We start from the raw sequence: 21,079 nt of genomic DNA, 5'->3' as shown, positions 1-21,079 counted from the left end.
CGTGATCCAATATGCCTTAACTATCAGGCGAATACTGGTATTACTTGCGACGTGTTGGCGGCAAGTCCGTGCACGTGCCTTCTGCGACGGCAGCAGCCTTGCTGACGGACTCGCACAAGGTGGGGTGCGGGTGGATGGATTTGGCCAGATCGACCGGGTCCACGCCCATTTCGATAGCCAGCACCAGCTCGCCAATCAGCTCGCCCGCATTGGTACCGACGATACCGCCACCCACGATACGGTGGGTTTCAGCATCGAACAGAACCTTGGTAAAGCCTTCGTCACGATTGTTGGCAATGGCACGACCCGAGGCAGCCCATGGGAACACGCCCTTCTCGACCTTGATACCGTCTTTCTTGGCCTGATCTTCTGTCAAACCCACCCAGGCGATTTCCGGATCGGTGTAAGCCACCGAAGGAATCACGCGGGCGTCAAAGAAGGATTTTTCACCGGCGATGACTTCAGCAGCCACATGCGCTTCGTGCTCGGCCTTATGTGCCAGCATGGGCTGACCCACAATGTCGCCAATCGCGTAGATGTGCGGCACGTTGGTACGCTGTTGCTTGTCAACCTGGATGAAACCACGGTCTGTAACCTGCACACCGGCTTTCTCGGCACCGATCTTCTTGCCATTGGGCGAGCGGCCCACGGCTTGCAGAACCAGGTCGTAACGCTGCGGCTCGGCCGGCGCGTTCTTGCCTTCGAAAGTCACCCAGATGCCGTCTTCGCGGGCTTCGGCGGCCACGGTGCTGGTTTCCAGCATCATGTGGTCGAAGCGATGCTTGTTCATCTTCTCCCACACCTTGACCACATCGCGGTCTGCGCCCGGCATCAAGCCAGTTTGCATTTCCACCACGTCCAGGCGTGCGCCCAGAGCCGAGTACACCGTACCCATTTCCAGACCGATGATGCCACCACCCACGATCAGCATGCGCTTGGGCACAGACTTCAGTTCCAGCGCGCCGGTGGAGTCCACCACGCGTGGATCGTCAGGCAGGAATGGCAGTTTTACCGACTGGCTACCGGCCGCAATAATGGCCGAACCGAACTTGATCACTTTCTTGGTGCCGTCGTTGGCGGTCACTTCGATGTGGTTGGGGTCCAGAAACTGGCCGTTACCGACCACAACCTGCACCTTGCGGCCCTTGGCCATACCGGCCAGACCGCCGGTCAACTTGCCGATCACCTTGTTCTTGTAATCGCGCAGCGCGTCGATGTCGATTTGCGCTTCACCGAACTTGATGCCGTGTGTCGCCAGGGACTTGGCTTCCTCGTAGACCGCTACGGTATGTAGCAAGGCCTTGGAAGGAATACAACCCACGTTCAGACATACTCCACCCAAGGTGCTGTAGCGCTCGACCAGCGCCACTTTCAGGCCCAGGTCAGCGGCACGGAAAGCTGCGTTGTAACCGCCAGGGCCAGCACCCAGAACGACCACATCCACGGAATCATCCGCAGCACCCTGATGGCTGGCAGCCTGCGGAGCAGGTGCTGCAGCCGGAGCGGCAGCGGCAGGAGCCGCCGCTGCTTTAGGCGCTTCTTCTTGTTTAGCGGGTGCAGCAGCAGGAGCAGCCTGGCTCTCCGACGCTTCAATCTTGGCAATGGCCGAACCCTGGGAGACCTTGTCACCCACTTTGACCAGCAATTCCTTGATCACCCCTGCCTGGGCGGCAGGGATTTCCATGGAGGCCTTGTCGGACTCCACGGTGATCAGGCTTTGCTCGACTTCGACCGTATCGCCAACCTGCACCAGCACTTCAATAACATCCACCTCGCCGGAGTCACCGATATCCGGGACCGTCAGATCAATCAGACTCATGACAACTCCTTACAGTGCGATGCGACGGAAGTCGGCCAGCATCGTTGCCAGGAAGGCATTGAAACGGGCGGCGGCGGCACCATCGATAACGCGGTGATCGTAGGACAGGGACAGAGGCAGCATCAGGCGTGGCTCAAATTCCTTGCCATTCCAGACGGGCTGCATGGAGGAACGCGACAGACCCAGAATGGCCACTTCTGGCGCATTGATGATGGGTGTGAAGTCCGTACCGCCAATACCGCCCAACGAGGAAATGGTGAAGCAACCGCCTTGCATCTGGGCTGCGCTCAGCTTGCCATCACGGGCAGCGGCGGCCAGTTCGCCCGTTTCACGAGCGATATCCAGAATGCCTTTCTTGTCGGCATCACGGATAACCGGCACAACCAGACCGTTAGGCGTATCAGCGGCAAAACCGATGTGGTAGTACTGCTTGAGCACCAGATTGTCGCCGTCCAGCGAGGCATTGAACTCGGGGAATTTCTTCAGGGCAGCCACGGCAGCCTTGATGACGAAAGCCAGCATGGTGACGCGAGCGCCGGACTTCTTGTATTCCTCATTCAGCTCTTTGCGCAGAGCTTCCAGAGAGGTGATATCGGCCACATCGTTATTGGTGACATGAGGAATCATGACCCAGTTGCGATGCAGGTTGGCACCCGAAATCTTCTTGATGCGCGACAGAGCCTGGGTTTCGACCGGGCCAAATTTGGCAAAGTCGACCTTGGGCCAGGCCAGCACATCCAGACCGCCGACCTGGGCAGCGGTACCCGCCGCCGTCACCGGAGCAGCACCACCCGCCATGACTTGCTTCACGAAGCCACGCACGTCGTCAGCCGTAATACGACCTTTATTACCCGAGCCATGAACCTTGCTCAGATCCACGCCCAGTTCGCGAGCGAACTTGCGCACGCTAGGCGAAGCGTGAGGCAGATTGCGCAGGGAGCCTTCCGCCTCGGCAAAGGAAGCCGTAGGCGACACACGCTCTGGAGCCGGCGCACCGGCACCGACCACCACCGAGGAGCTGGCAGCAGGGGCAGCAGGAGCGGGAGCCGCTTCTGCTTTAGGAGCAGGAGCCGCTTCGGCCTTGGCTGGCGCAGGAGCTGCAGCAGCACCTTGCACTGTCAGTTCCAGAATGTCGCTACCCTGGCTGACCTTGTCACCCAGTTTCACTTTGATGGCCGTCACCACACCGGCGTGGGAAGACGGCACTTCCATGGAAGCCTTGTCCGATTCCACGGTGATCAGGCTTTGATCCACTTCAATGGTGTCACCCACTTGCACCATGATTTCGATAACGTCCACATCGCGGGCGTCGCCAATATCAGGCACTTGAACGGTAACTTGCTGTTCACCACCGGCCGGCGCTGCCGCGGCAGCGGCAGGAGCCGCTGCGGGCGCAGCGTCAGCTTTAGGAGCAGGAGCAGCTTCAGCCTTGGCAGGCTCAGCGGCAGGCGCGGCCTGCGCGCCTTCGGCGGCTTCCAGTTCCAGAACCAGGCTGCCTTCCTTAACCTTGTCGCCCAGCTTGACCTTGATCGACTTGACCACGCCAGCGTCGGACGATGGGATTTCCATGGAGGCTTTGTCGGACTCCACGGTAATCAGGCTTTGCTCGACCTCAATGGTCTCGCCTTCCTTGACCAGGATTTCGATCACTTCGACAGCGTCGTCAGCACCGATATCCGGGATTTTGACTTGAATGATATTGCTCATGGTTCAGTCCCTTATGCGTGGTGCGGGTTGGCCTTGGAAGGATTGATGCCGTATTTGGCAATCGCCTCGGACGCTTTGCTGAACGGAATCTTGCCGTCTTCAGCCAGAGCGCGCAGAGCAGCCAGCACCACGAAGTGACGATCAACCTCAAAGTGTTCACGCAGCTTGAAGCGGTAGTCGGAGCGGCCGAAACCATCGGTGCCCAGCACTTTGAACGTACGATCCTTGGGCACGAACGGACGAATCTGGTCGCCAAAGGCCTTGATGTAGTCGGTAGAGACCACGATAGGACCGTCGGTTTTGGCCAACTGAGTCGTCACGTAAGGTACGGGCAGATCCTTGCCTTCAGGATTCAGCAGCGCAGCGCGCTCGCAATCCAGACCATCACGACGCAATTCGGTAAAGCTGGTCACGCTCCAGACATCAGAGCCAATGCCCCAGTCTTTTTCCAGCAATTCCTGTGCAGCGATCACTTCGCGCAGAATCGTGCCCGAACCCATCAGCTGAACGCGCAGCTTGCTGTCCTTGGCCACCGACTTGAACTTGTACATGCCGCGCAGGATGCCTTCTTCGTCGCCTTCAACCAGACCGGGCTGAGCGTAGTTCTCGTTCATCAGGGTGACGTAGTAGTACACGTCTTCCTGGTCCTGAACCATGCGCTTCAGACCATGCTGCATGATGACAGCCACTTCGTGAGCGAAGGTGGGGTCGTAGGATACGCAGTTAGGAATCAGCGAGGACTGAATATGGCTGTGGCCATCTTCGTGCTGCAAACCTTCACCGTTCAAGGTGGTGCGACCGGCAGTGCCGCCCAGCACGAAACCGCGTGCCTTCATGTCACCCGCTGCCCAGGCCAGATCGCCAAAGCGCTGGAAACCGAACATGGAGTAGTAAATGAAGAACGGAATCATGATGCGGTTGCTGTTGGAGTACGACGTGGCCGCCGCAATCCAGGAGCTGAATGCACCCTGCTCGTTAATCCCTTCCTGCAACAACTGACCATTGGCCGTTTCGCGGTAGTACATGACCTGATCTTTATCGACCGGGGTGTACTTCTGGCCTTCCGGTGCGTAAATACCGATCTGACGGAACAGACCTTCCATACCAAAGGTACGGGATTCGTCAGCAAGAATAGGTACAGCACGAGGACCGACCTGCTTGTCGCGCAGCAAGGTGTTGAAGAAACGCACAAAGGCTTGGGTCGTGGAAATTTCACGGCCTTCGGCAGTGGCTTCCAGCATGGGCTTGAACGCATCCAGTGTTGGCACCGTCAGCTGTTCATCGGCCTTGTTGCGACGCTTGGGCAGGTAGCCGCCCAATGCCTGACGGCGGGCGTGCAGGTATTGCATTTCTGGAGAGTCGTCAGCTGGCTTGAAGTAAGGCAGCTCTTCCAGTTTGTCATCAGGAACCGGGATGTTGAAACGGTCGCGGAATTCGCGCACGGCGTCCAGATCCAGGCTCTTTTGTTGGTGCGAGGGGTTCTTGGCCTGGCCAACGTGGCCCATGCCGTAGCCCTTGATGGTCTTGGCCAGAATAACCGTAGGCTGACCTTCGTGCTTGGTGGCAGCGTCAAACGCAGCGTACACCTTGTGAGGATCGTGACCACCACGGTTCAGGCGCCAGATGTCCTCGTCGCTCATGCGGCTGACCATTTCCAGCAGCTTGGGGTGCTTGCCAAAGAAGTGCTCGCGAACGTAGGCACCGTCGTTGGCCTTGTAGGCCTGGTATTCGCCGTCCACGGTTTCTTCCATGACCTTGCGCAGGATGCCTTCCTTGTCGCGGGCCAGCAATGGATCCCAGTAACCGCCCCAGATCAGCTTCAGCACGTTCCAGCCAGCACCACGGAAGGTACCTTCCAGTTCCTGGATGATCTTGCCGTTACCGCGTACAGGACCGTCCAGACGCTGCAAGTTACAGTTCACGATGAAAATCAGGTTGTCCAGTTTTTCACGTGCAGCCAAACCGATGGCGCCCAGGGATTCGGGTTCGTCCATCTCGCCGTCGCCCAGGAACACCCAGACTTTACGGCCGCTGGTATCAGCAATGCCACGGGCATGCAGATACTTCAGGAAACGGGCCTGATAGATGGCCATCAATGGGCCCAGGCCCATGGATACGGTGGGGAACTGCCAGAATTCGGGCATCAACTTGGGATGCGGGTAGGATGGCAAACCTTTGCCATCGACTTCCTGACGGAAGTTGTTCAGCTGCTCTTCGGAGATACGGCCTTCCATGAAGGCGCGGGCGTAAATACCGGGCGAGGAGTGGCCCTGGAAGAACACCATGTCGCCGCCGCGATCTTCGGTTTCAGCGTGCCAGAAGTGGTTCTGACCGCAGCCAATCATGGTGGCCAGCGAAGCAAACGAGGCAATGTGACCGCCCAGACCGCCGCCATCGGGAGGGGTTTCGCGGTTAGCGCGCACCACCATGGCCATGGCGTTCCAGCGGATGTAGGAACGGATACGCTCTTCGAGCACCAGATTGCCGGGGTGGGCAGGTTCCAGACCGGGAGGAATCGTGTTCTCGTAAGCCGTGTTGGGCGAGAACGGGATGTGAGCGCCGGAGCGACGGGCCAGATCGATCAGCTTTTCGATCAGATCGTGAGCACGGGCCGGGCCTTCACGGTCCACCACCGCTTCCAGGGCGTCAAGCCACTCTTTTGTTTCTAGGGCTTGGTCTTGACTGACCTGAGCCGAACTATTGTCTTGGGTTGAGGACATATAGTGTCTCCATATATGTGGTAGTAGTCCGGTCTTGCTCGACGCTGAGCCGCCCATCTAATAAGAAGTAAAGCGATCCTGACCGAAGCGGGTATTGCGGACTGTGAGCGTTCAAGGCGGGGTACGCCTGCACCAAACCATTCTAGGAAAGAACACAGAAACGCTCAAGCAAAATTTCATTTTATGGTATGTGTTTTCATAATACGAAATATCACTAAAAAAAATAGCCCTACATTACAATCCAGCCATACTTCTTTTCTTGCTGTTATGGCTACTCATCCCAAAAAGTCTCTGATCCCTTCAACCTTCTATGATCAGGCCAAGCAGAATCGGCGTGGATTCTATTGGCTGACACCGGTTGTCGTGCTGTTTCTCTACCTCTGTGTCATGGGCGTATTCCTGTGGCTGCAGCGTTTGCAAAACGATAGCGTCATGTTTGTGACCATCGATCAGGAAACGCGCCAGCAACGCCTGATGATGGTAATTCTGGCCCTGTCCCTGGTGATTGTGGTCAGCTTGCTGGCCCTGTGGCGCTATACCCGCTTCCGTACCCATGCCGAGGCAGCCCAGACCGCCGAAACGGGTTTCCGGCGCGCCATGGAAAACTCCATGTCCACGGGGATGCGCGTTTTTGACATGCAGGGCCGCATCGCTTATGTGAACCCGGCTTTTTGCAGAATGATTGGCTGGAACGAGGCCGATCTGGTCGGTCGTACTGCCCCCTTCCCTTACTGGTTACCCGGTCGTCATCAACAGCACCAGGAAACCCTGGATCTTTTGCTATCTGGCCGCACACCCAGCAGTGGTCTGGAGGTAGAGGCTCAACGCCGTGATGGCTCGCGCTTTACCGCCCGTATGTATGTCTCGCCCTTGCGTGCCCCAAATGGAGAGCAGATTGGCTGGATGACCTCCATGACGGACATTACCGAACCCAAGCGCATTCGCGAAGCCTTGACCGCCGCGCATGAGCGCTTCATGACGGTGCTGGAAGGTCTGGATGATGCCATTTCCGTAGTGGCTGATACCTCCGACGGCCTGGAGTTGCTGTTTGCCAACCGTACCTATCGGCGCTTCTTTGGTGCCCAATCCAATGGCCACGCTGAATTACTGGGTGGTCGTCTGGGTCGCTTTACGGATGAAACCGTAGAGATTTACTCCGAATCGGCGGCCCGCTGGTTTGAAGTCCATCACCGCATGCTGGCCTGGACGGATGGCCGTCGTGTGCGTCTGCAGGTGGCGCGCGACATTACCGACCGTCGCAAGCACGAAGAAGCCTCACGTATTCAGCAGGAAAAAGTGCAGCTGACCAGCCGCCTGACCACCATGGGCGAAATGGCTTCCTCGCTGGCGCACGAATTGAACCAGCCGCTGACGGCCATCAATAACTACAGCATGGGCGCAGTCGCCATGCTGAAATCCGGTCGTTACCAGCCTGAAACCCTGCTGGCCGCGCTGGAAAAAGCGGCCCAGCAAGCCGAGCGCGCGGGCAAGATCATCAGCCGCATTCGTGAATTTGTGAAGCGTAGCGAACCACGCCGCGTCCGCGTCAAGGTCATGCGCATTGTGGAAAATGCCGTCGGCTTTGCCGAAATCGACGCCCGCAAGCGCCAAATTGACATTGAATTGAGCATTCCTGATCCGGTTCCTGACGTCATTGCCGACCCCATTCTCATAGAACAGGTATTATTGAATCTGCTCAAAAATGGGATCGAAGCCATGGAACACAGCGAGCATCATGTGCTTCAATTGGTGATTACCCAACAAGAATCGCTTTTGGAAATGGCCGTCATCGATCGCGGTCATGGCTTGAAAGACCCCGAGCGCCTCTTTGAACCGTTTTACAGTACCAAGTCCGAAGGCCTTGGGATGGGCCTGAATATCTGTCGCACAATTATTGAATCGCATCACGGCCGCCTGTGGGCAGTCGGCAATCCAGAGGGTGGAACGATTTTCCGTTTCAGTCTACCTTGTGCGGCACCGGATGTAGCGGACACCCTTGATAACAAACTGGAGATACCCGAATGACCAGCCCGCAAATGCCATGCACCATTTACGTAGTCGATGACGACGAAGCCGTACGGGACTCCTTGCGCTGGCTCCTGGAAGCCAATGGCTACCGGGTCCGCTGCTTTGCATCGGGCGAAGAGTTTCTGGGCGCCTACGACCCGGCTCAGGTAGCCGTCCTGATTGTGGACGTGCGCATGCCCGGCATGAGCGGCCTGGAGCTGCAGGAAGCCCTGATCGCTCGCAAGTCGAACATCCCGATTGTGTTCATTACCGGCCACGGTGACGTGCCCATGGCCGTGAGCACCATGAAGAAAGGCGCTATCGACTTTCTGGAAAAACCCTTTAACGAAGCCGATCTGCGCACCATTGTCAGCCGCATGATCGAACAGGCTACGGCGCGTGCCTCGCAAGCGCAGGCGCAAAAAGATCAACAAGAAGTCCTGGGCCGCCTGACAGCGCGCGAGCAGCAAGTGCTGGAACGCATTGTTGCCGGTCGCTTGAACAAGCAGATTGCTGGGGACTTGAACATCAGCATTAAAACTGTCGAAGCGCATCGCGCCAATATCATGGAAAAACTGGAAGTCACTACGGTTGCCGACCTCATGAAAATCGCCCTCACCAAGTCCGAGGATGCGTAAATGAGTGCTCGCATTATTGATGGAAAAAAGCTGTCCACCGCCATCAAGGCGGACGTTGCAGAACGTGTTGCCAAGCTGAAACAAACCCACGGCATTCAAGCCGGTTTGACCGTGGTGCTGGTCGGTGAAGATCCGGCCTCCCAGGTCTATGTACGTAACAAGGGCCTGGCATGTGAAGCCGCCGGCCTGAAATCCGAAATCATCCGTCTGCCTGCCGACACCACCGAAACCAAGCTGCTAGCCCTGATCACTCGCTTGAATCAGGACAGCTCGGTGCACGGCATTCTGGTTCAGTTGCCCCTGCCCGCCCATCTGGACGAGCACAAGGTGATTGAAACCATTGCACCGCACAAGGACGTGGATGGTTTCCACGTCAGCAATGCCGGCATGCTCATGACGGGCAAGCCGCTATTTGCACCTTGCACGCCCTACGGCGTCATGAAAATGCTGGAATCCGAAAACGTGGCACTGCGCGGTGCAGAAGCCGTAGTCGTGGGCGCCAGCAATATCGTGGGCAAACCCATGGCCATGCTCTTGCTGGCTGCGGGCGCTACCGTCACCCTCTGTAACTCCAAAACGCGCGATCTGGCCGCCCAGACACGCCGTGCCGATGTGCTGGTCGCTGCCGTAGGCCGCCCTGGCATCATTACCGGCGATATGGTCAAGCCCGGTGCCGTCGTGATCGACGTGGGTATCAACCGCGGTGTAGACGGCAAGCTGTGCGGCGACGTGGACTTTGCCAGTGCCAGCGAAGTGGCCTCGGCCATTACGCCCGTACCCGGCGGTGTCGGCCCCATGACCATTGCCATGCTGCTGGTCAACACCTTGGAAGCGGCCGAACGTTCGGCCAACATCAGTCTTTAATTTAATCAACGGTTTATGACGACAAATCCCTTACTGGTTCCTATCGACAGCCTTATTGACTATCCCGCCATCCAGCCCGAGCACATCGAGCAGGCGGTGGACCAACTGCTGGCCTTGGCCCGCCAAGCCGTAGACACAGTCTCCAACGACGATAGCGAACCCAGTTGGGACAACATCGTCGAGCCCATCACCGACGCCACCGAAACCTTGTATCGCGCTTGGTCGGTGGCCGGTCACCTGAACTCGGTCATCAATACGCCCGAACTGCGCACGGTGTACAACCAATGCCTGCCGCGCATGAGCGAGTTCTCGACCTGGGTGGGCTTGAACCGTCCTTTGTTCCTGCGTTATCAGGCGCTGGCCGACAGCCCGGCCTTTGCCACCCTGACGCCCCAGCGCCAACGCATCATTACCCTGGCCCTGCGTGATTTCCGCTTGAGCGGCGTGCAACTGGAAGGTCAGGCGCGTGAAGACTACGCCCGTATTTCCGAAGAGTTGGCGCAAACCTCGCAGCAGTTCTCCGAGCATGTACTGGATGCGATTGATCAGTGGCATTACCTGGTCACCGACCAGGCCGAACTGGACGGCATCCCGGACGACGTGCTGGCCGCCGCCCAACGCGCTGCTCAGGAAAACGATCAGCAAGGCTGGCGTCTGACATTGAAAATGCCTTGCTACCTGCCTGTCATGCAATACGCACGCAACCAGACCTTGCGTGAGTTGATGTACCGAGCCTACACCACCATTGCCTCCGATCAGGGCGATGCCCAGTTTGATAATTCCCAGGCGATTGAAACGCTGCTGGATCTGCGTGCCCAGGAAGCCAGCCTGCTCGGTTTTGCCAGCTACGCCCATATGCGTCTGGAAACCCGCATGGCCGACACCCCGGAACAGGTGATGAGCTTCTTGCGCGATCTGGCTGCCAAGGCTCGCCCTTACGCCCGCCAGGACCTGGACGAGCTGCAAGCCTTCGCCAAAAAGGAACTGGGCCTGGACACCCTGCAAGCCTGGGATGTGCCGTTCAGCGCTGAACGCCTGCGTGAACAGCGCTACGCCTACTCGGAAGACGAGGTCAAACAGTACTTCACGGAACCCGCCGTTCTGAACGGCCTGTTCAAGGTCATTCAGCGCTTGTTTGACGTGACACTGCGCGCCGCCGACGTGCCTGCCTGGCATCCTGCCGTACGCCCCTTTGAAGTCATGGCTTCCGACGGCAAAGTTCTGGGTTATCTGTACATGGACCTGCACGCCCGCCAAGGCAAGCAAGGCGGTGCCTGGGTCGATAGCGAACGCAGCCGTCGCCGCCTGGGTGAACAGCTGTGCCTGCCTATTGCCTACCTGGTATGCAACTTTGCCGAACCCCAGCCCGGTCGCCCCGCCCTGCTCACGCATGACGATGTGATCACCCTGTTCCACGAGTCCGGCCACGCCCTGCACACTCTGCTCTCGCGTGTGGATGATCCAGCCGCCTCGGCCTTCTCCGCCGTGGAATGGGACGCCATCGAATTGCCTTCGCAGTTCATGGAAAATTTCTGCTGGGAATGGCCTGTGGTGCAAATGCTGACGGCCCACGTGGAAACCGGCGAGCACCTGCCCCGTGCGCTCTACAACAAGCTGAACCTGGCCCGCAACTTCCAAAGCGGCATGCAAATGGTGCGCCAGCTGGAGTTCTCCCTGTTTGACATGCTGATCCACTCGCGTGACAGCGGCCTGAGCATTGAAGCCGTCATGGAGATTCTGGATCAGGTTCGCCAGGAAGTCGCCGTGCTGTTCCCGCCTGAGTGGCACCGCTTCCCGCATCAGTTCTCGCACTTGTTTGCGGGTGGCTACGGCGCGGGTTACTACAGCTACAAATGGGCTGAAGTCCTGTCCGCCGACGCTTACTCGGCCTTTGAGGAAAAAGCCTATACCCACTCGGATGGGGCACGTGATACCCTCGACAGCAATACGGGTCATCGCTTCTGGCGCGAGATTCTGTCCGTAGGGGGCGAACGCCCGGCTGCCGACTCCTTCCGTGCATTCCGTGGCCGCGATCCTTCCATTACCGCCCTGCTCCGTCACAGCGGGCTCACTCCAGAGCCTGCTTAAACTCAGAGGACGTCCATGACACCCAGCCCAGTAAAGTCCATTCTTGTCTTGTTTAAACAGTTTGGCCTGACACTGGCGCTGGGCTTGTTCTTGCTAGGCAGCGCTGCCGCTGCCAATCTGCATCCCGTACGTGGCTTTCTGCCCGATCTGCGCTTTTCCCTTCAAGCCGCTGGCCCCAAAACCGTCACCCAGGATGACTTCAAAGATAAAGTCGTCATGATGTTTTTTGGCTATGCCAGTTGCCCGGATATTTGCCCTACCACCTTGGCTCAACTGGGCCTGGTCATGGAAGAACTGGGGAACGATGCCGAGCAGGTGCGCATCCTCTTTGTCAGTGTGGACCCCCACCGCGATACGCCCGACTCCCTGGCCCGTTATGTGGCCGCCTTTGATGGCAAGCACACCACAGGGCTGACAGGCTCTGAAAAGCAGATTGCCGATCTAGCCCGTCGTTACCGAGTGGCCTTCCAGATTGAAAAACCCGATCCCAATGCACCCGAAAACTACGAGGTCTCGCACAGCCGTGGCGTATATATCTTCGATCAGCAAGGCAGAGCGCGATATCTGGCACCGGACACCGAGTCGGTGCAGGTTCTGGCGGATGGAGTACGCAGTCTGCTGAACTAAGCGGGCTTGGGCCTGAATCAAACCTCAGATCAGACTGGCCAACAGCGCCCTCAGCACAACAACAACAACAACAACAACAACAACAACAACAACAACAACAACAACAACAACAACAACAACAACAACAACAACAACAACAACAACAACAACAACAACAACAACAACAACAACAACAACAACAACAACAACAACAACAGGCAAAGCATCGGGGCGGGTGTTCCCGTGCCTGGTTAGACACAGGAATACCCGCCCCCTTTAGTATCAGCCTCCGTGTCGTGCGCTCTGACGTTCAGCCACCAGATCCTGCACCATGGACTTGGGCACTTCCGCGTAGCGTTTGAACTCCATGGAGTACGTTGCACGGCCCTGGGACATGGAACGCAGTGTAGTGGCATAGCCAAACATCTCGGACAAAGGCACTTCCGCCTTGATCAGCTTGCCCGCCCCCACCATGTCATCCATACCCTGCACCATGCCACGACGGCTGGACAGATCGCCCATCACATTGCCGGCATAGTCTTCAGGCGTTTCCACTTCCACCGCCATCATGGGCTCCAGGATCACGGGTGATGCCTGTTTGGCCGCTTCCTTGAAACCAAAGATCGCCGCCATCTTGAAGGCTTGCTCGGACGAGTCCACGTCGTGGTAAGAACCAAAGGTCAGTGTCACTTTCACATCCACCACGGGATAGCCCGCCAACACACCGCTGTTCAGGGCCTCCAGCACGCCTTTTTCCACCGCCGGGATGTATTCACGCGGAACCACCCCGCCCTTGATGGCGTCGACAAACTCAAAGCCCTTGCCCGCCTCTTGCGGCTCCAGAGTGAAGACCACATGGCCGTACTGTCCTTTACCGCCAGATTGACGCACAAACTTGCCTTCGACATCGCGCACGGTCTTGCTGATGGTTTCGCGGTAGGCCACTTGCGGTTTGCCCACATTCGCTTCCACGCCGAACTCGCGCTTCATGCGATCCACAATGATCTCCAGATGCAGCTCGCCCATACCGCCAATAATCGTCTGGCCCGACTCCTCGTCCGTGCTGACACGGAAGGACGGATCTTCAGAAGCCAGGCGCGAGAGCGCAATCCCCATCTTTTCCTGGTCGGATTTGGTCTTGGGCTCCACAGCCTGACGAATCACCGGCTCGGGAAACTCCATGCGCTCCAGGGTGAGGATGGCCGAAGGATCACACAAGGTTTCACCTGTGCTGACTTCTTTCAGACCAACGCAAGCGGCAATATCACCCGCATGCAGCTCATCGACTTCATGCCTGTCATTGGCATGCATCTGCACAATCCGGCCAATACGCTCTTTCTTGCCACGGCCGGGAATATAGACGCTATCGCCCTTGGCCAGCACACCGGAATACACACGCACAAAGGTTAACTGGCCGACATAAGGGTCCGTCATCAGCTTGAAGGCCAATGCCGAGAACTTCTCATTGTCGTCAGATTGGCGAGTGACGATTTCGCCAGCCTCGTCCACGCCTTGCACTGCAGGCACATCTACGGGAGAAGGTAGCAGCTCCACCACCGCATCCAGCATGCGTTGTACGCCCTTATTCTTGAAGGCCGAGCCGCACAGCATGGGCTGAATCTCTCCGGCAATAGTACGCAAGCGCAGGCCCAACGTAATCTGGTCCACGCTCAGATCACCCGTTTCCAGGTACTGATTCATCAGCTCTTCATTGGCTTCGGCCGCCGCTTCCAGCATGCGCTCACGCCATTGCTTGGCCGGGGCGAGCAAATCCTCAGGGATGTCCTCAAAACTGAACTTCATGCCCTGAGAGGCCTCGTCCCACACAATCGCTTTCATCAAACGTAGGTCGATCACGCCCTTGAAGCCATCTTCAGCCCCCATAGGAATCACCACAGGCACGGGATTGGCCTTGAGGCGGTCCACCATCATCTGACGTACGCGAAAGAAATCCGCCCCGACGCGGTCCATCTTGTTGACGAAGGCCAGGCGCGGAACCTTGTACTTGTTGGCCTGACGCCAAACCGTTTCAGATTGCGGCTGTACCCCACCGACCGCGTCATACACCATGACCGCGCCGTCCAGCACGCGCATGGAGCGTTCAACCTCGATGGTGAAATCCACGTGGCCGGGGGTGTCGATGATATTGATGCGGTGCTCGGGCAGCGAGCCATCCATGCCTCGCCAAAAGCAGGTGGTGGCCGCCGAGGTAATGGTGATGCCACGCTCCTGCTCCTGGCTCATCCAGTCCATAGTGGCCGCCCCGTCATGCACTTCCCCCAGCTTGTGACTGACGCCGGTGTAGAAAAGAATGCGCTCGGTCGTGGTGGTTTTGCCAGCGTCAATATGCGCCGAGATACCAATGTTCCGATAGCGAGTGATGGGTGTATGGCGAGCCATGATGATTGTCCTTGGAGTCGTCCTGCCTTGCAGTGCAAGGCACCTGGGCTCCTGTTGTTTCAGTGGTTGATAACAATCAGATAGTACGCCTACAATCGTACTATTAACAAGATTTTTTCCACGCGCCGTGCATCCACACCACAGCACAGGGCGAAAACGGTACGTGGACACAGGTACAATCACCGCGACGAATAATGACAGGACCCGATATGCTTCCCAATCATCCCGAGCGCGCACAGATTCGCTTGGAAAATGTACTGACTGCCCTGGGCAATCCCTTGCGTCTGGCCGTTGTGCGTGCTTTGGCCTCCGAAGGCGAACGCGCCTGCGGCTCGCTACTGCAAGGCCAAACCAAATCCACCATGACGCATCACTGGCGCGTCCTGCGTGATAGCGGCGTAATCTGGCAACGACCTTCTGGACGAGAGAACCTGCTGTCGCTGCGCAAGGACGATCTGGAGGACCGCTTTCCCGGCCTGCTGCATTCCTTGCTGGGCGCATTGGAAAATGACCCGGTAACCGAGGCGACCACCGCGCAGCATCTACAAAACGCCGCTAAATAATAAAAGCACCCTGAAAATCAAACTGCCCGCCAAAGGTCGGATCAGCATCCAACTTTTGGCGGGCAGCTCACATACAGGGTCAAGACTCTCGGGGCCAGAGCCCGAACACGGGATCAAACCCGTGCAGGCTGACTTATTTGCCTCGCAAAGCAGATTGCGCACCGCGCAAGGCCGTACGCAAGCCCTCTTCCAATACGGGATGGTAGAACGGCATGGCCAGCATCTGATCCAGCGTCAGTCCCATCTGCAAGGACCAGGCCAGCAAGTGAGCAATATGTTCAGCTTGAGGCCCCACCATCTCGGCCCCCAGAAACTTGCCCGCCTTGTCCGCATAAACGTGCAACAAGCCACGGTTGACCAGCATCACGCGGGCACGGCCCTGATTGCCGAAGTTCACACTCCCTGTCACCGCGCCTTCTGGCAGGGATTTAAAGGGCGTGCCAACCACGGCCACCTGTGGATCCGTGAACATCACTGCCATGCGCGCACGACGCGCCATGGGCTTGTCCTGGCCATTGCTGACGGCCTGCAAAGCGGCCAGACGACCATCATCCGCTGCCTCGTGCAAGATCGGCGCACGCTGGTTCACATCACCGGCCAGATAAATGGAAGTGCCTTTCAGCTGCAGGCTGGCAGGGTCATACACTACTCGTCCTTTGCTATCCCACTGTGCAGGGGTATTGTCCAGCCCCAAATTATCCAACTGTGGTCTGCGGCCTGCGGCACCGAGAACGTAGTCGTAATCCTCGACCAGTTCCTTGCCATCCACCTGCAAGCGCACGCGCGCCTTGCCATTGACGACTTCGCTGCCCAACACGGTTACGTCAGCGCGAATGTTCAGTTCCTGATTGAAAATCGCTCGTCCGGCTTCACGCACTTCGGGATCCGAAAGCCCAGCCAGGCTCTGGCTGCGGTTGATAATGGACACCTTCACGCCCACACGCGCCAGCGCCTGACCCAACTCCAGGCCAATCACGCCCGTACCGACAACCAGCACGCTTTCCGGCAAATCCGTCCAGTCAAAAACATCCTCGTTATTGATCAGCAAAGCCCCCAGCGGCTCCAGCTCCTTGGGGCGCACGGGTGTAGAGCCAGTGGCGATAATCACGTGCCCTGCGGTGATACGGGTATGGTCATCCACTTCCAGCACATGCTCGGACACAAAGCGGGCATGACCACGCACTTTGTCTTCGGCATCAAAGCCTTCCACATCGTCCACCACAAATTGCACAAAGCGATCCCGCTCGCGACGCACGCGATCCATGACCTCTTTGCCTGCAATGCGGATATTGCCGTCTACGTGAACACCGAAAGGAGCGGTATGGCGGGCATGATGGGCAGCGTCCGCTGCTGCGATCAGCAATTTGGATGGCATGCAGCCAACACGTGCGCACATGGTGCCATAGGGGCCTGATTCAATCATCAGCGTTCGTTTACCGGCACGTTTGGCCGTACGATACGCTGTCATGCCTGCTGTCCCCGCTCCAATCACGGCAACATCACACTGAATTTCTTTCATAACCGCTCCTTGAGTCCATACTAAGGCAATCAGGGGCCTGATGACCTGCCCGACCACCCGTTCTACAATGTGCAGAATTGACTCTTTCAATCATAACGCAGTCCCCTTGCACTGCCCGAGGAAAGCCCATGCTGATTAGTGAAGCGGCCCGCGTAACCGGCCTGACACCCAAAATGATCCGGCACTATGAAGATCTGGGACTCTTGAATAGTGACCGTGCCCCCAATGGCTACCGCGTCTACCAGGATCAGGACCTGGATACCTTGCACTTTATTGTTCGCGCCAAGGACCTGGGTTTCAATCTGGCGGACATTCAGCAACTGACCAGCCTGTGGCGCGACCAGCAACGTCCCAGCAGCGAGGTCAAGCAACTGGCTCAGGCACATATCAAAGCACTGGAAAGCCGCGCTGCCCTCTTACTGGACATGGCGGCCAAGCTGCGGGTGCTTGCTGAACAATGCCAGGGGGACCAGCATCCTGATTGCCCCATCCTGGATGGTTTGGAAGGCGGCCATTGCTCCGGGTCGGTAAAAACCACAGCCTGAGCGCGGGCTCCTCCAGACACGTGCCCCGCTCGTCGGCATACTCCCCCGAATCTCTTAAACAAAGCGGTTAAAAAAATGCCCCTCAAACCTTCCACAAGGCTTGAGAGGCAGCGGCATCGTGCCAAATCTCCAAATAGGCTAGGAACCAGCCACCACATTAGGCAGCCATACCGACACTTGCGGGAACAGGGTCAAGATAATGAGTACCAGCAAGGCCGTGAACAGGAAGGGAGCAATCCCCACCACACCCCGCTCCAACGAGATGCGAGCCAGCAAGGACGAAATATTCAGGCACAAACCGGCTGGTGGTGTAATCAGACCAATACACAGGTTCACGACGGCAACCACGGTAAAGTGAGTCGGATCAATCCCCAGCTTCATCGCAATGGGATAGAGCACAGGAATCAACATCACCAGGGCGGCGTTGGTTTCCAGGAACATACCCACGATCAGCAACAGCACATTGACGAACAGCAGGAACACAAGCGGGTTGCTGATGTTTTCCAAAACGAAAGCTGAAATGGCTTCGGGAATACTGACGTACGCCAACAGCCAGCTAAAGACACGCGCTGCTGCAACGATGATCATGATCACAGCGGTGGTATGAGCGGCGCCAACCAGGCTATCTACAAAGATTTTCCAGGTGATCTGACGGTAAACCAGCGTCCCGACGACCAAGGCATAAATCACCGCCATGATGGCCGCTTCGGTAATGTTGAAAATACCGCTGCGAATGCCGCCCAGAATAAAGACTGGCAGCAACAAGGCAAAGGCCGAGTTCTTAAAGGTAATCCAGATTTCCCGGCCTGAGGCTTTGCCTTGCGTTGGGAAATTATTACGCTTGCTGATCCACCAGCTCATCACCAGCATGGACAGCATATAAAGAATGCCTGGTACCACACCGGCCAAGAACAAGGTCGTGATGGACTGGCCTGTCAGTACGGCCACCACAATAAATGGGATGGAAGGCGGGATGATGGGAGCCACCACGTTCGCGGCTGCAATAACGCCGCCCGCAAAACCGGGTGGATAGCCAGAGCGGATCATGGCAGGAATCATGATACGGCCCAGAGCACTGGTATCTGCCACGGCCGAGCCGGAGATCCCGGCAAACATGCCCGAGGCCAGCACGCCGCTCATGGCCAGGCCACCTTTGAAACGGCCCAACAAGGCATTGGCAAAATCCAGCAGTCGACTGGTCAGGCCACCGGAGGTCATCAGGCTACCGGCCAGAACAAAGAACGGAATGGCCAGCAAGGAAAAACTGTCCAGTCCGCTGAACAATTGCTGAGGAACCGCCATCAAGCTGATATCACCCAGTGCCACCAAAGCAGCCAGAACGCCCGCCGTGATGGCAAAGCCGATCGGCATGCCAATCAGCATGAGAATGAGCGTCAGAAGGGTAATTAAGGTTACGGTGATCATAAAAAGTGTTTTCCGTACTTAGGGGTGCTCGTCGATGCTGCCAGATGTCCAATCAGGCTGACTGCCCAAGCGGATTAACAGCAAAATCACCACGCACAAGCCCATTCCCAGCCACAGGGACGCATAGACCCAGGACATGGGGATATCCATCGCTGCCGAGAGCTGAACCGCGTTGATTTGCGCAAACTCCCAACCGTAGTAGGTGATGCTGAGCAAGGTCGCCAGCATCAGCAGGTCGCGAATAATCAAGACGCGTCGTTTGAGCTTGCTTGAGATGTGGTCCAGAAAGATCGTGACTGTCACGTGACCACTGCGGCGCAATACCGCTGCACTGCCCAGCAAGGAAATCCAGACCATCAAGAAGCGAGCAACTTCCTCACTCCAGGAGGACATATCTTTCAGGACGTAGCGAGAGAAGATCTGCCATGCAATAACCGCACACATCACAAACATCATGCTGCCGATAATCCAATCCAGCGCCTTTTCAATAACAGACGCGCTTTTATCGGCCCAATTTTCTGTTTTGGTCGGTACGTTGTTAGTTGTCATAACTTTTACCTGTGGGGTCGGGACATGAGGGTGACGCATGTCCCGATCTTTTCATTATTGAACGGCGCGGATTTTATCCAGCCAAACCTGCAGCTCGGGGAACTCTGCATCCATGGCTTTAATCTTGGTCGCAAAGGCTTCGCGGTCGACCGCGTTAAATGCCATGCCTTTTCCGATCAGAAACTGCTTCATGTTTTCTTCTTCCACGATCATGCGATCCGTGGCTTCCTTCATGACACGCTCGCCCTCTTCCTGCAGAATCTGACGTGTTTCCTCGGGCAATTTCTTGAAGTAGGCGTCCGAGTAGATCAAGGTCATGGCGCCGATGGTGTGCTGGGTTTCAGCCACGTTCTTTTGAACCTCGAACAGATTGACGTTCTTGATCACTTCCAGGGGGTTTTCCTGACCATCAATCATGCCGTGCTGCAGGGAAGTGAACAGCTCAGCCATGCCCATCGGCACCGGGCTGGCACCCAGCGTGGTCCAGGTGCTGCGATACATGCGCAGTGGTGGGACACGCATTTTCAGGCCATGCAAATCGTCCGGGTTTTGAATCACCCGGTTCGAGGTCAGGTAGCGAGCGCCACGATAGGCCGCCCCCACCAGCTTGAACCCGCTTTCCTTGGCGATCTGGTCATACAGTTCCTGGCCGACTGGGCCGGTATAAACCGCACGGTAGTGATCCATATCGCGAATCAGGTAGGGGTAAGCTTCGACACCAGCCGATTTTGCATAGCGGTCCAGTGCTCCTACACTTTGCAGCACAATGTGGTTGGTACCCATGCGCAAACCTTCGATGGACTGGGGCCAGTCACCGGTCAAGCCATTGGCGTCGATATTGATCTTGATTTTCCCGCCCGAACGCTCTTCAACAGCAGCCTTGAAGCGCTCTGCTGTTTGCCCCCAGTGGTCCTGGGCAGCATAAATATGCGCAAACTTCAGCGTAACGGGTTTAATTTCTGCCTGAGCGGCAACACTGCTGAACAAGCCAACAGCGGCAAAAACGGTAGCGAGTAGAGAAAACTTTTTCATGTCTTCCTCCGTATTAATCGTTATATGAAAAGAGGTGGACTACTGACCTGAAGGACGGCCCAGGAAGCTCTGATCATCCAGAGCCAGGGTCATGGCGGTCAGGGCAGCCAGATAGCTGTAATGACGCATGCCCATGCAAATGCCAGTAGCGGTATGGGTGAAGCTGGACTGAATGCTGCCACCGCCCAAACCACGGGCCGCGCCTGCACTTGCAGCAATATTCGAGAAGTGAACTTCCATCACGGGCAACTCAGTGTCTTCCAGGGCATGACGCACACCTTCCCCAATCGTGGTCAGGCCAGCGGGATTGATCAGGTAGCCATCTACCCGATGAGCGGACTCGTGGATGTATTCCAAAATATCGCCCATGTGGTTGGATGAAAAACTTTCTACCTCTACACCCAACTGCTCACCAAAGTTGCGCACACACTCCTTGAGCTCGTCCAGGGACTGAATGTTTCCATAGACTTTTTTGCTGCGCTTACCCAGGCTCGACATGTTCGGGCCATCAATCACAGCGATAAGGTGTTTGCGGTTGGAAGAACGGGTGATGGTGAAGTTATGTGCACTCATGTTTGGAAGCCTCTTGCCAAGTGG

At 57.0% G+C, this 21,079-nt stretch carries 17 protein-coding genes; 7 read left to right on the top strand and 10 right to left on the bottom strand.

The genetic code is table 11. The features are described from left to right. Nucleotides 1–40: 40 nt before the first annotated feature. Genes lpdA through aceE form a run of 3 tightly spaced genes read right to left on the bottom strand, consistent with a single transcriptional unit; the run spans nucleotide 41 to nucleotide 6,246 of the window. Entirely contained in the window at nucleotides 41–1,819 is a 1,779-nt protein-coding gene (gene lpdA / locus KOE80_RS13755) for a dihydrolipoyl dehydrogenase (RefSeq protein WP_045929909.1), read from the bottom strand. A gap of 9 nt (nucleotides 1,820–1,828) precedes the next feature. Continuing rightward, nucleotides 1,829–3,526, bottom strand: a complete 1,698-nt coding sequence (gene aceF / locus KOE80_RS13750) for a dihydrolipoyllysine-residue acetyltransferase (protein WP_086068849.1) — start codon at nucleotides 3,524–3,526, stop codon at nucleotides 1,829–1,831. 11 nt (nucleotides 3,527–3,537) lie between these two features. After that, entirely contained in the window at nucleotides 3,538–6,246 is a 2,709-nt protein-coding gene (gene aceE / locus KOE80_RS13745; RefSeq protein ID WP_042480814.1) for a pyruvate dehydrogenase (acetyl-transferring), homodimeric type, read from the bottom strand. 267 nt (nucleotides 6,247–6,513) lie between these two features. Here aceE and KOE80_RS13740 point away from each other — a divergent pair, with 267 nt between their 5' ends. From KOE80_RS13740 to KOE80_RS13720, 5 genes are read left to right on the top strand one after another with little or no spacing between them, the layout of a single operon-like run. Then, complete coding sequence (locus tag KOE80_RS13740) at nucleotides 6,514–8,271, top strand: PAS domain-containing sensor histidine kinase (protein ID WP_045929911.1); 1,758 nt, start codon at nucleotides 6,514–6,516, stop codon at nucleotides 8,269–8,271. Next, nucleotides 8,268–8,891 (top strand): response regulator transcription factor, encoded by a 624-nt coding sequence (locus KOE80_RS13735; RefSeq protein WP_042480818.1) that lies wholly within the window; start codon nucleotides 8,268–8,270, stop codon nucleotides 8,889–8,891. Before KOE80_RS13740 ends, KOE80_RS13735 begins: the two co-directional genes overlap by 4 nt. Next, the gene (gene folD, locus KOE80_RS13730) at nucleotides 8,892–9,755 is read left to right on the top strand and encodes a bifunctional methylenetetrahydrofolate dehydrogenase/methenyltetrahydrofolate cyclohydrolase FolD (RefSeq protein ID WP_226349367.1); all 864 of its coding nucleotides are present in this window, start codon (nucleotides 8,892–8,894) and stop codon (nucleotides 9,753–9,755) included. A 15-nt stretch (nucleotides 9,756–9,770) separates the two neighbouring features. Beyond that, complete coding sequence (locus KOE80_RS13725; RefSeq protein ID WP_115633738.1) at nucleotides 9,771–11,843, top strand: M3 family metallopeptidase; 2,073 nt, start codon at nucleotides 9,771–9,773, stop codon at nucleotides 11,841–11,843. 15 nt (nucleotides 11,844–11,858) lie between these two features. Continuing rightward, entirely contained in the window at nucleotides 11,859–12,470 is a 612-nt protein-coding gene (locus KOE80_RS13720; RefSeq protein ID WP_226349366.1) for an SCO family protein, read from the top strand. Between the two features lie 24 nt (nucleotides 12,471–12,494). Here the strand turns inward: KOE80_RS13720 and KOE80_RS13715 are convergent, their stop codons facing one another. Together KOE80_RS13715 and fusA are read right to left on the bottom strand one after the other, a co-directional pair. Beyond that, nucleotides 12,495–12,671 carry a hypothetical protein gene (locus KOE80_RS13715; RefSeq protein ID WP_226349365.1) on the bottom strand — a complete coding sequence of 59 codons (177 nt, stop codon included), beginning with the start codon at nucleotides 12,669–12,671 and terminating at the stop codon, nucleotides 12,495–12,497. A gap of 60 nt (nucleotides 12,672–12,731) precedes the next feature. Next, nucleotides 12,732–14,849, bottom strand: coding sequence for an elongation factor G (fusA, locus tag KOE80_RS13710; RefSeq protein WP_226349364.1), 2,118 nt, complete (start codon nucleotides 14,847–14,849; stop codon nucleotides 12,732–12,734). A gap of 209 nt (nucleotides 14,850–15,058) precedes the next feature. Here fusA and KOE80_RS13705 point away from each other — a divergent pair, with 209 nt between their 5' ends. Beyond that, entirely contained in the window at nucleotides 15,059–15,412 is a 354-nt protein-coding gene (locus KOE80_RS13705) for an ArsR/SmtB family transcription factor (protein WP_035271750.1), read from the top strand. A 133-nt stretch (nucleotides 15,413–15,545) separates the two neighbouring features. Here KOE80_RS13705 and KOE80_RS13700 read toward each other — a convergent pair whose 3' ends face one another. Further along, on the bottom strand, nucleotides 15,546–16,931 hold the full coding sequence (locus tag KOE80_RS13700) for a dihydrolipoyl dehydrogenase (RefSeq protein WP_226349363.1): 1,386 nt from the start codon (nucleotides 16,929–16,931) through the stop codon (nucleotides 15,546–15,548). 128 nt (nucleotides 16,932–17,059) lie between these two features. On the opposite strand from KOE80_RS13700, the gene KOE80_RS13695 reads away from it, so the two are divergent. After that, nucleotides 17,060–17,476, top strand: coding sequence for a MerR family transcriptional regulator (locus tag KOE80_RS13695; protein ID WP_088450105.1), 417 nt, complete (start codon nucleotides 17,060–17,062; stop codon nucleotides 17,474–17,476). A gap of 138 nt (nucleotides 17,477–17,614) precedes the next feature. On the opposite strand, the gene KOE80_RS13690 is transcribed toward KOE80_RS13695, so the two are convergent. Genes KOE80_RS13690 through KOE80_RS13675 form a run of 4 tightly spaced genes read right to left on the bottom strand, consistent with a single transcriptional unit; the run spans nucleotide 17,615 to nucleotide 21,055 of the window. Continuing rightward, a complete protein-coding gene (locus KOE80_RS13690) occupies nucleotides 17,615–18,901 on the bottom strand; it encodes a TRAP transporter large permease (RefSeq protein ID WP_088450107.1) in 1,287 nt (428 codons plus the stop codon). Nucleotides 18,902–18,919: 18 nt separating this feature from the next. After that, complete coding sequence (locus tag KOE80_RS13685) at nucleotides 18,920–19,450, bottom strand: TRAP transporter small permease (RefSeq protein ID WP_045929918.1); 531 nt, start codon at nucleotides 19,448–19,450, stop codon at nucleotides 18,920–18,922. A gap of 54 nt (nucleotides 19,451–19,504) precedes the next feature. Next, nucleotides 19,505–20,482, bottom strand: coding sequence for a TRAP transporter substrate-binding protein (locus KOE80_RS13680; RefSeq protein ID WP_045929919.1), 978 nt, complete (start codon nucleotides 20,480–20,482; stop codon nucleotides 19,505–19,507). Between the two features lie 39 nt (nucleotides 20,483–20,521). Continuing rightward, nucleotides 20,522–21,055 (bottom strand): type II 3-dehydroquinate dehydratase, encoded by a 534-nt coding sequence (locus KOE80_RS13675; protein ID WP_060185124.1) that lies wholly within the window; start codon nucleotides 21,053–21,055, stop codon nucleotides 20,522–20,524. Nucleotides 21,056–21,079 lie beyond the last annotated feature (24 nt).

Origin of the sequence: Alcaligenes sp. 13f (genome assembly GCF_020496585.1) — a bacterium.
Lineage (GTDB): Bacteria > Pseudomonadota > Gammaproteobacteria > Burkholderiales > Burkholderiaceae_B > Alcaligenes > Alcaligenes phenolicus.
This window is presented reverse-complemented; position numbering and strand designations above follow the sequence as displayed.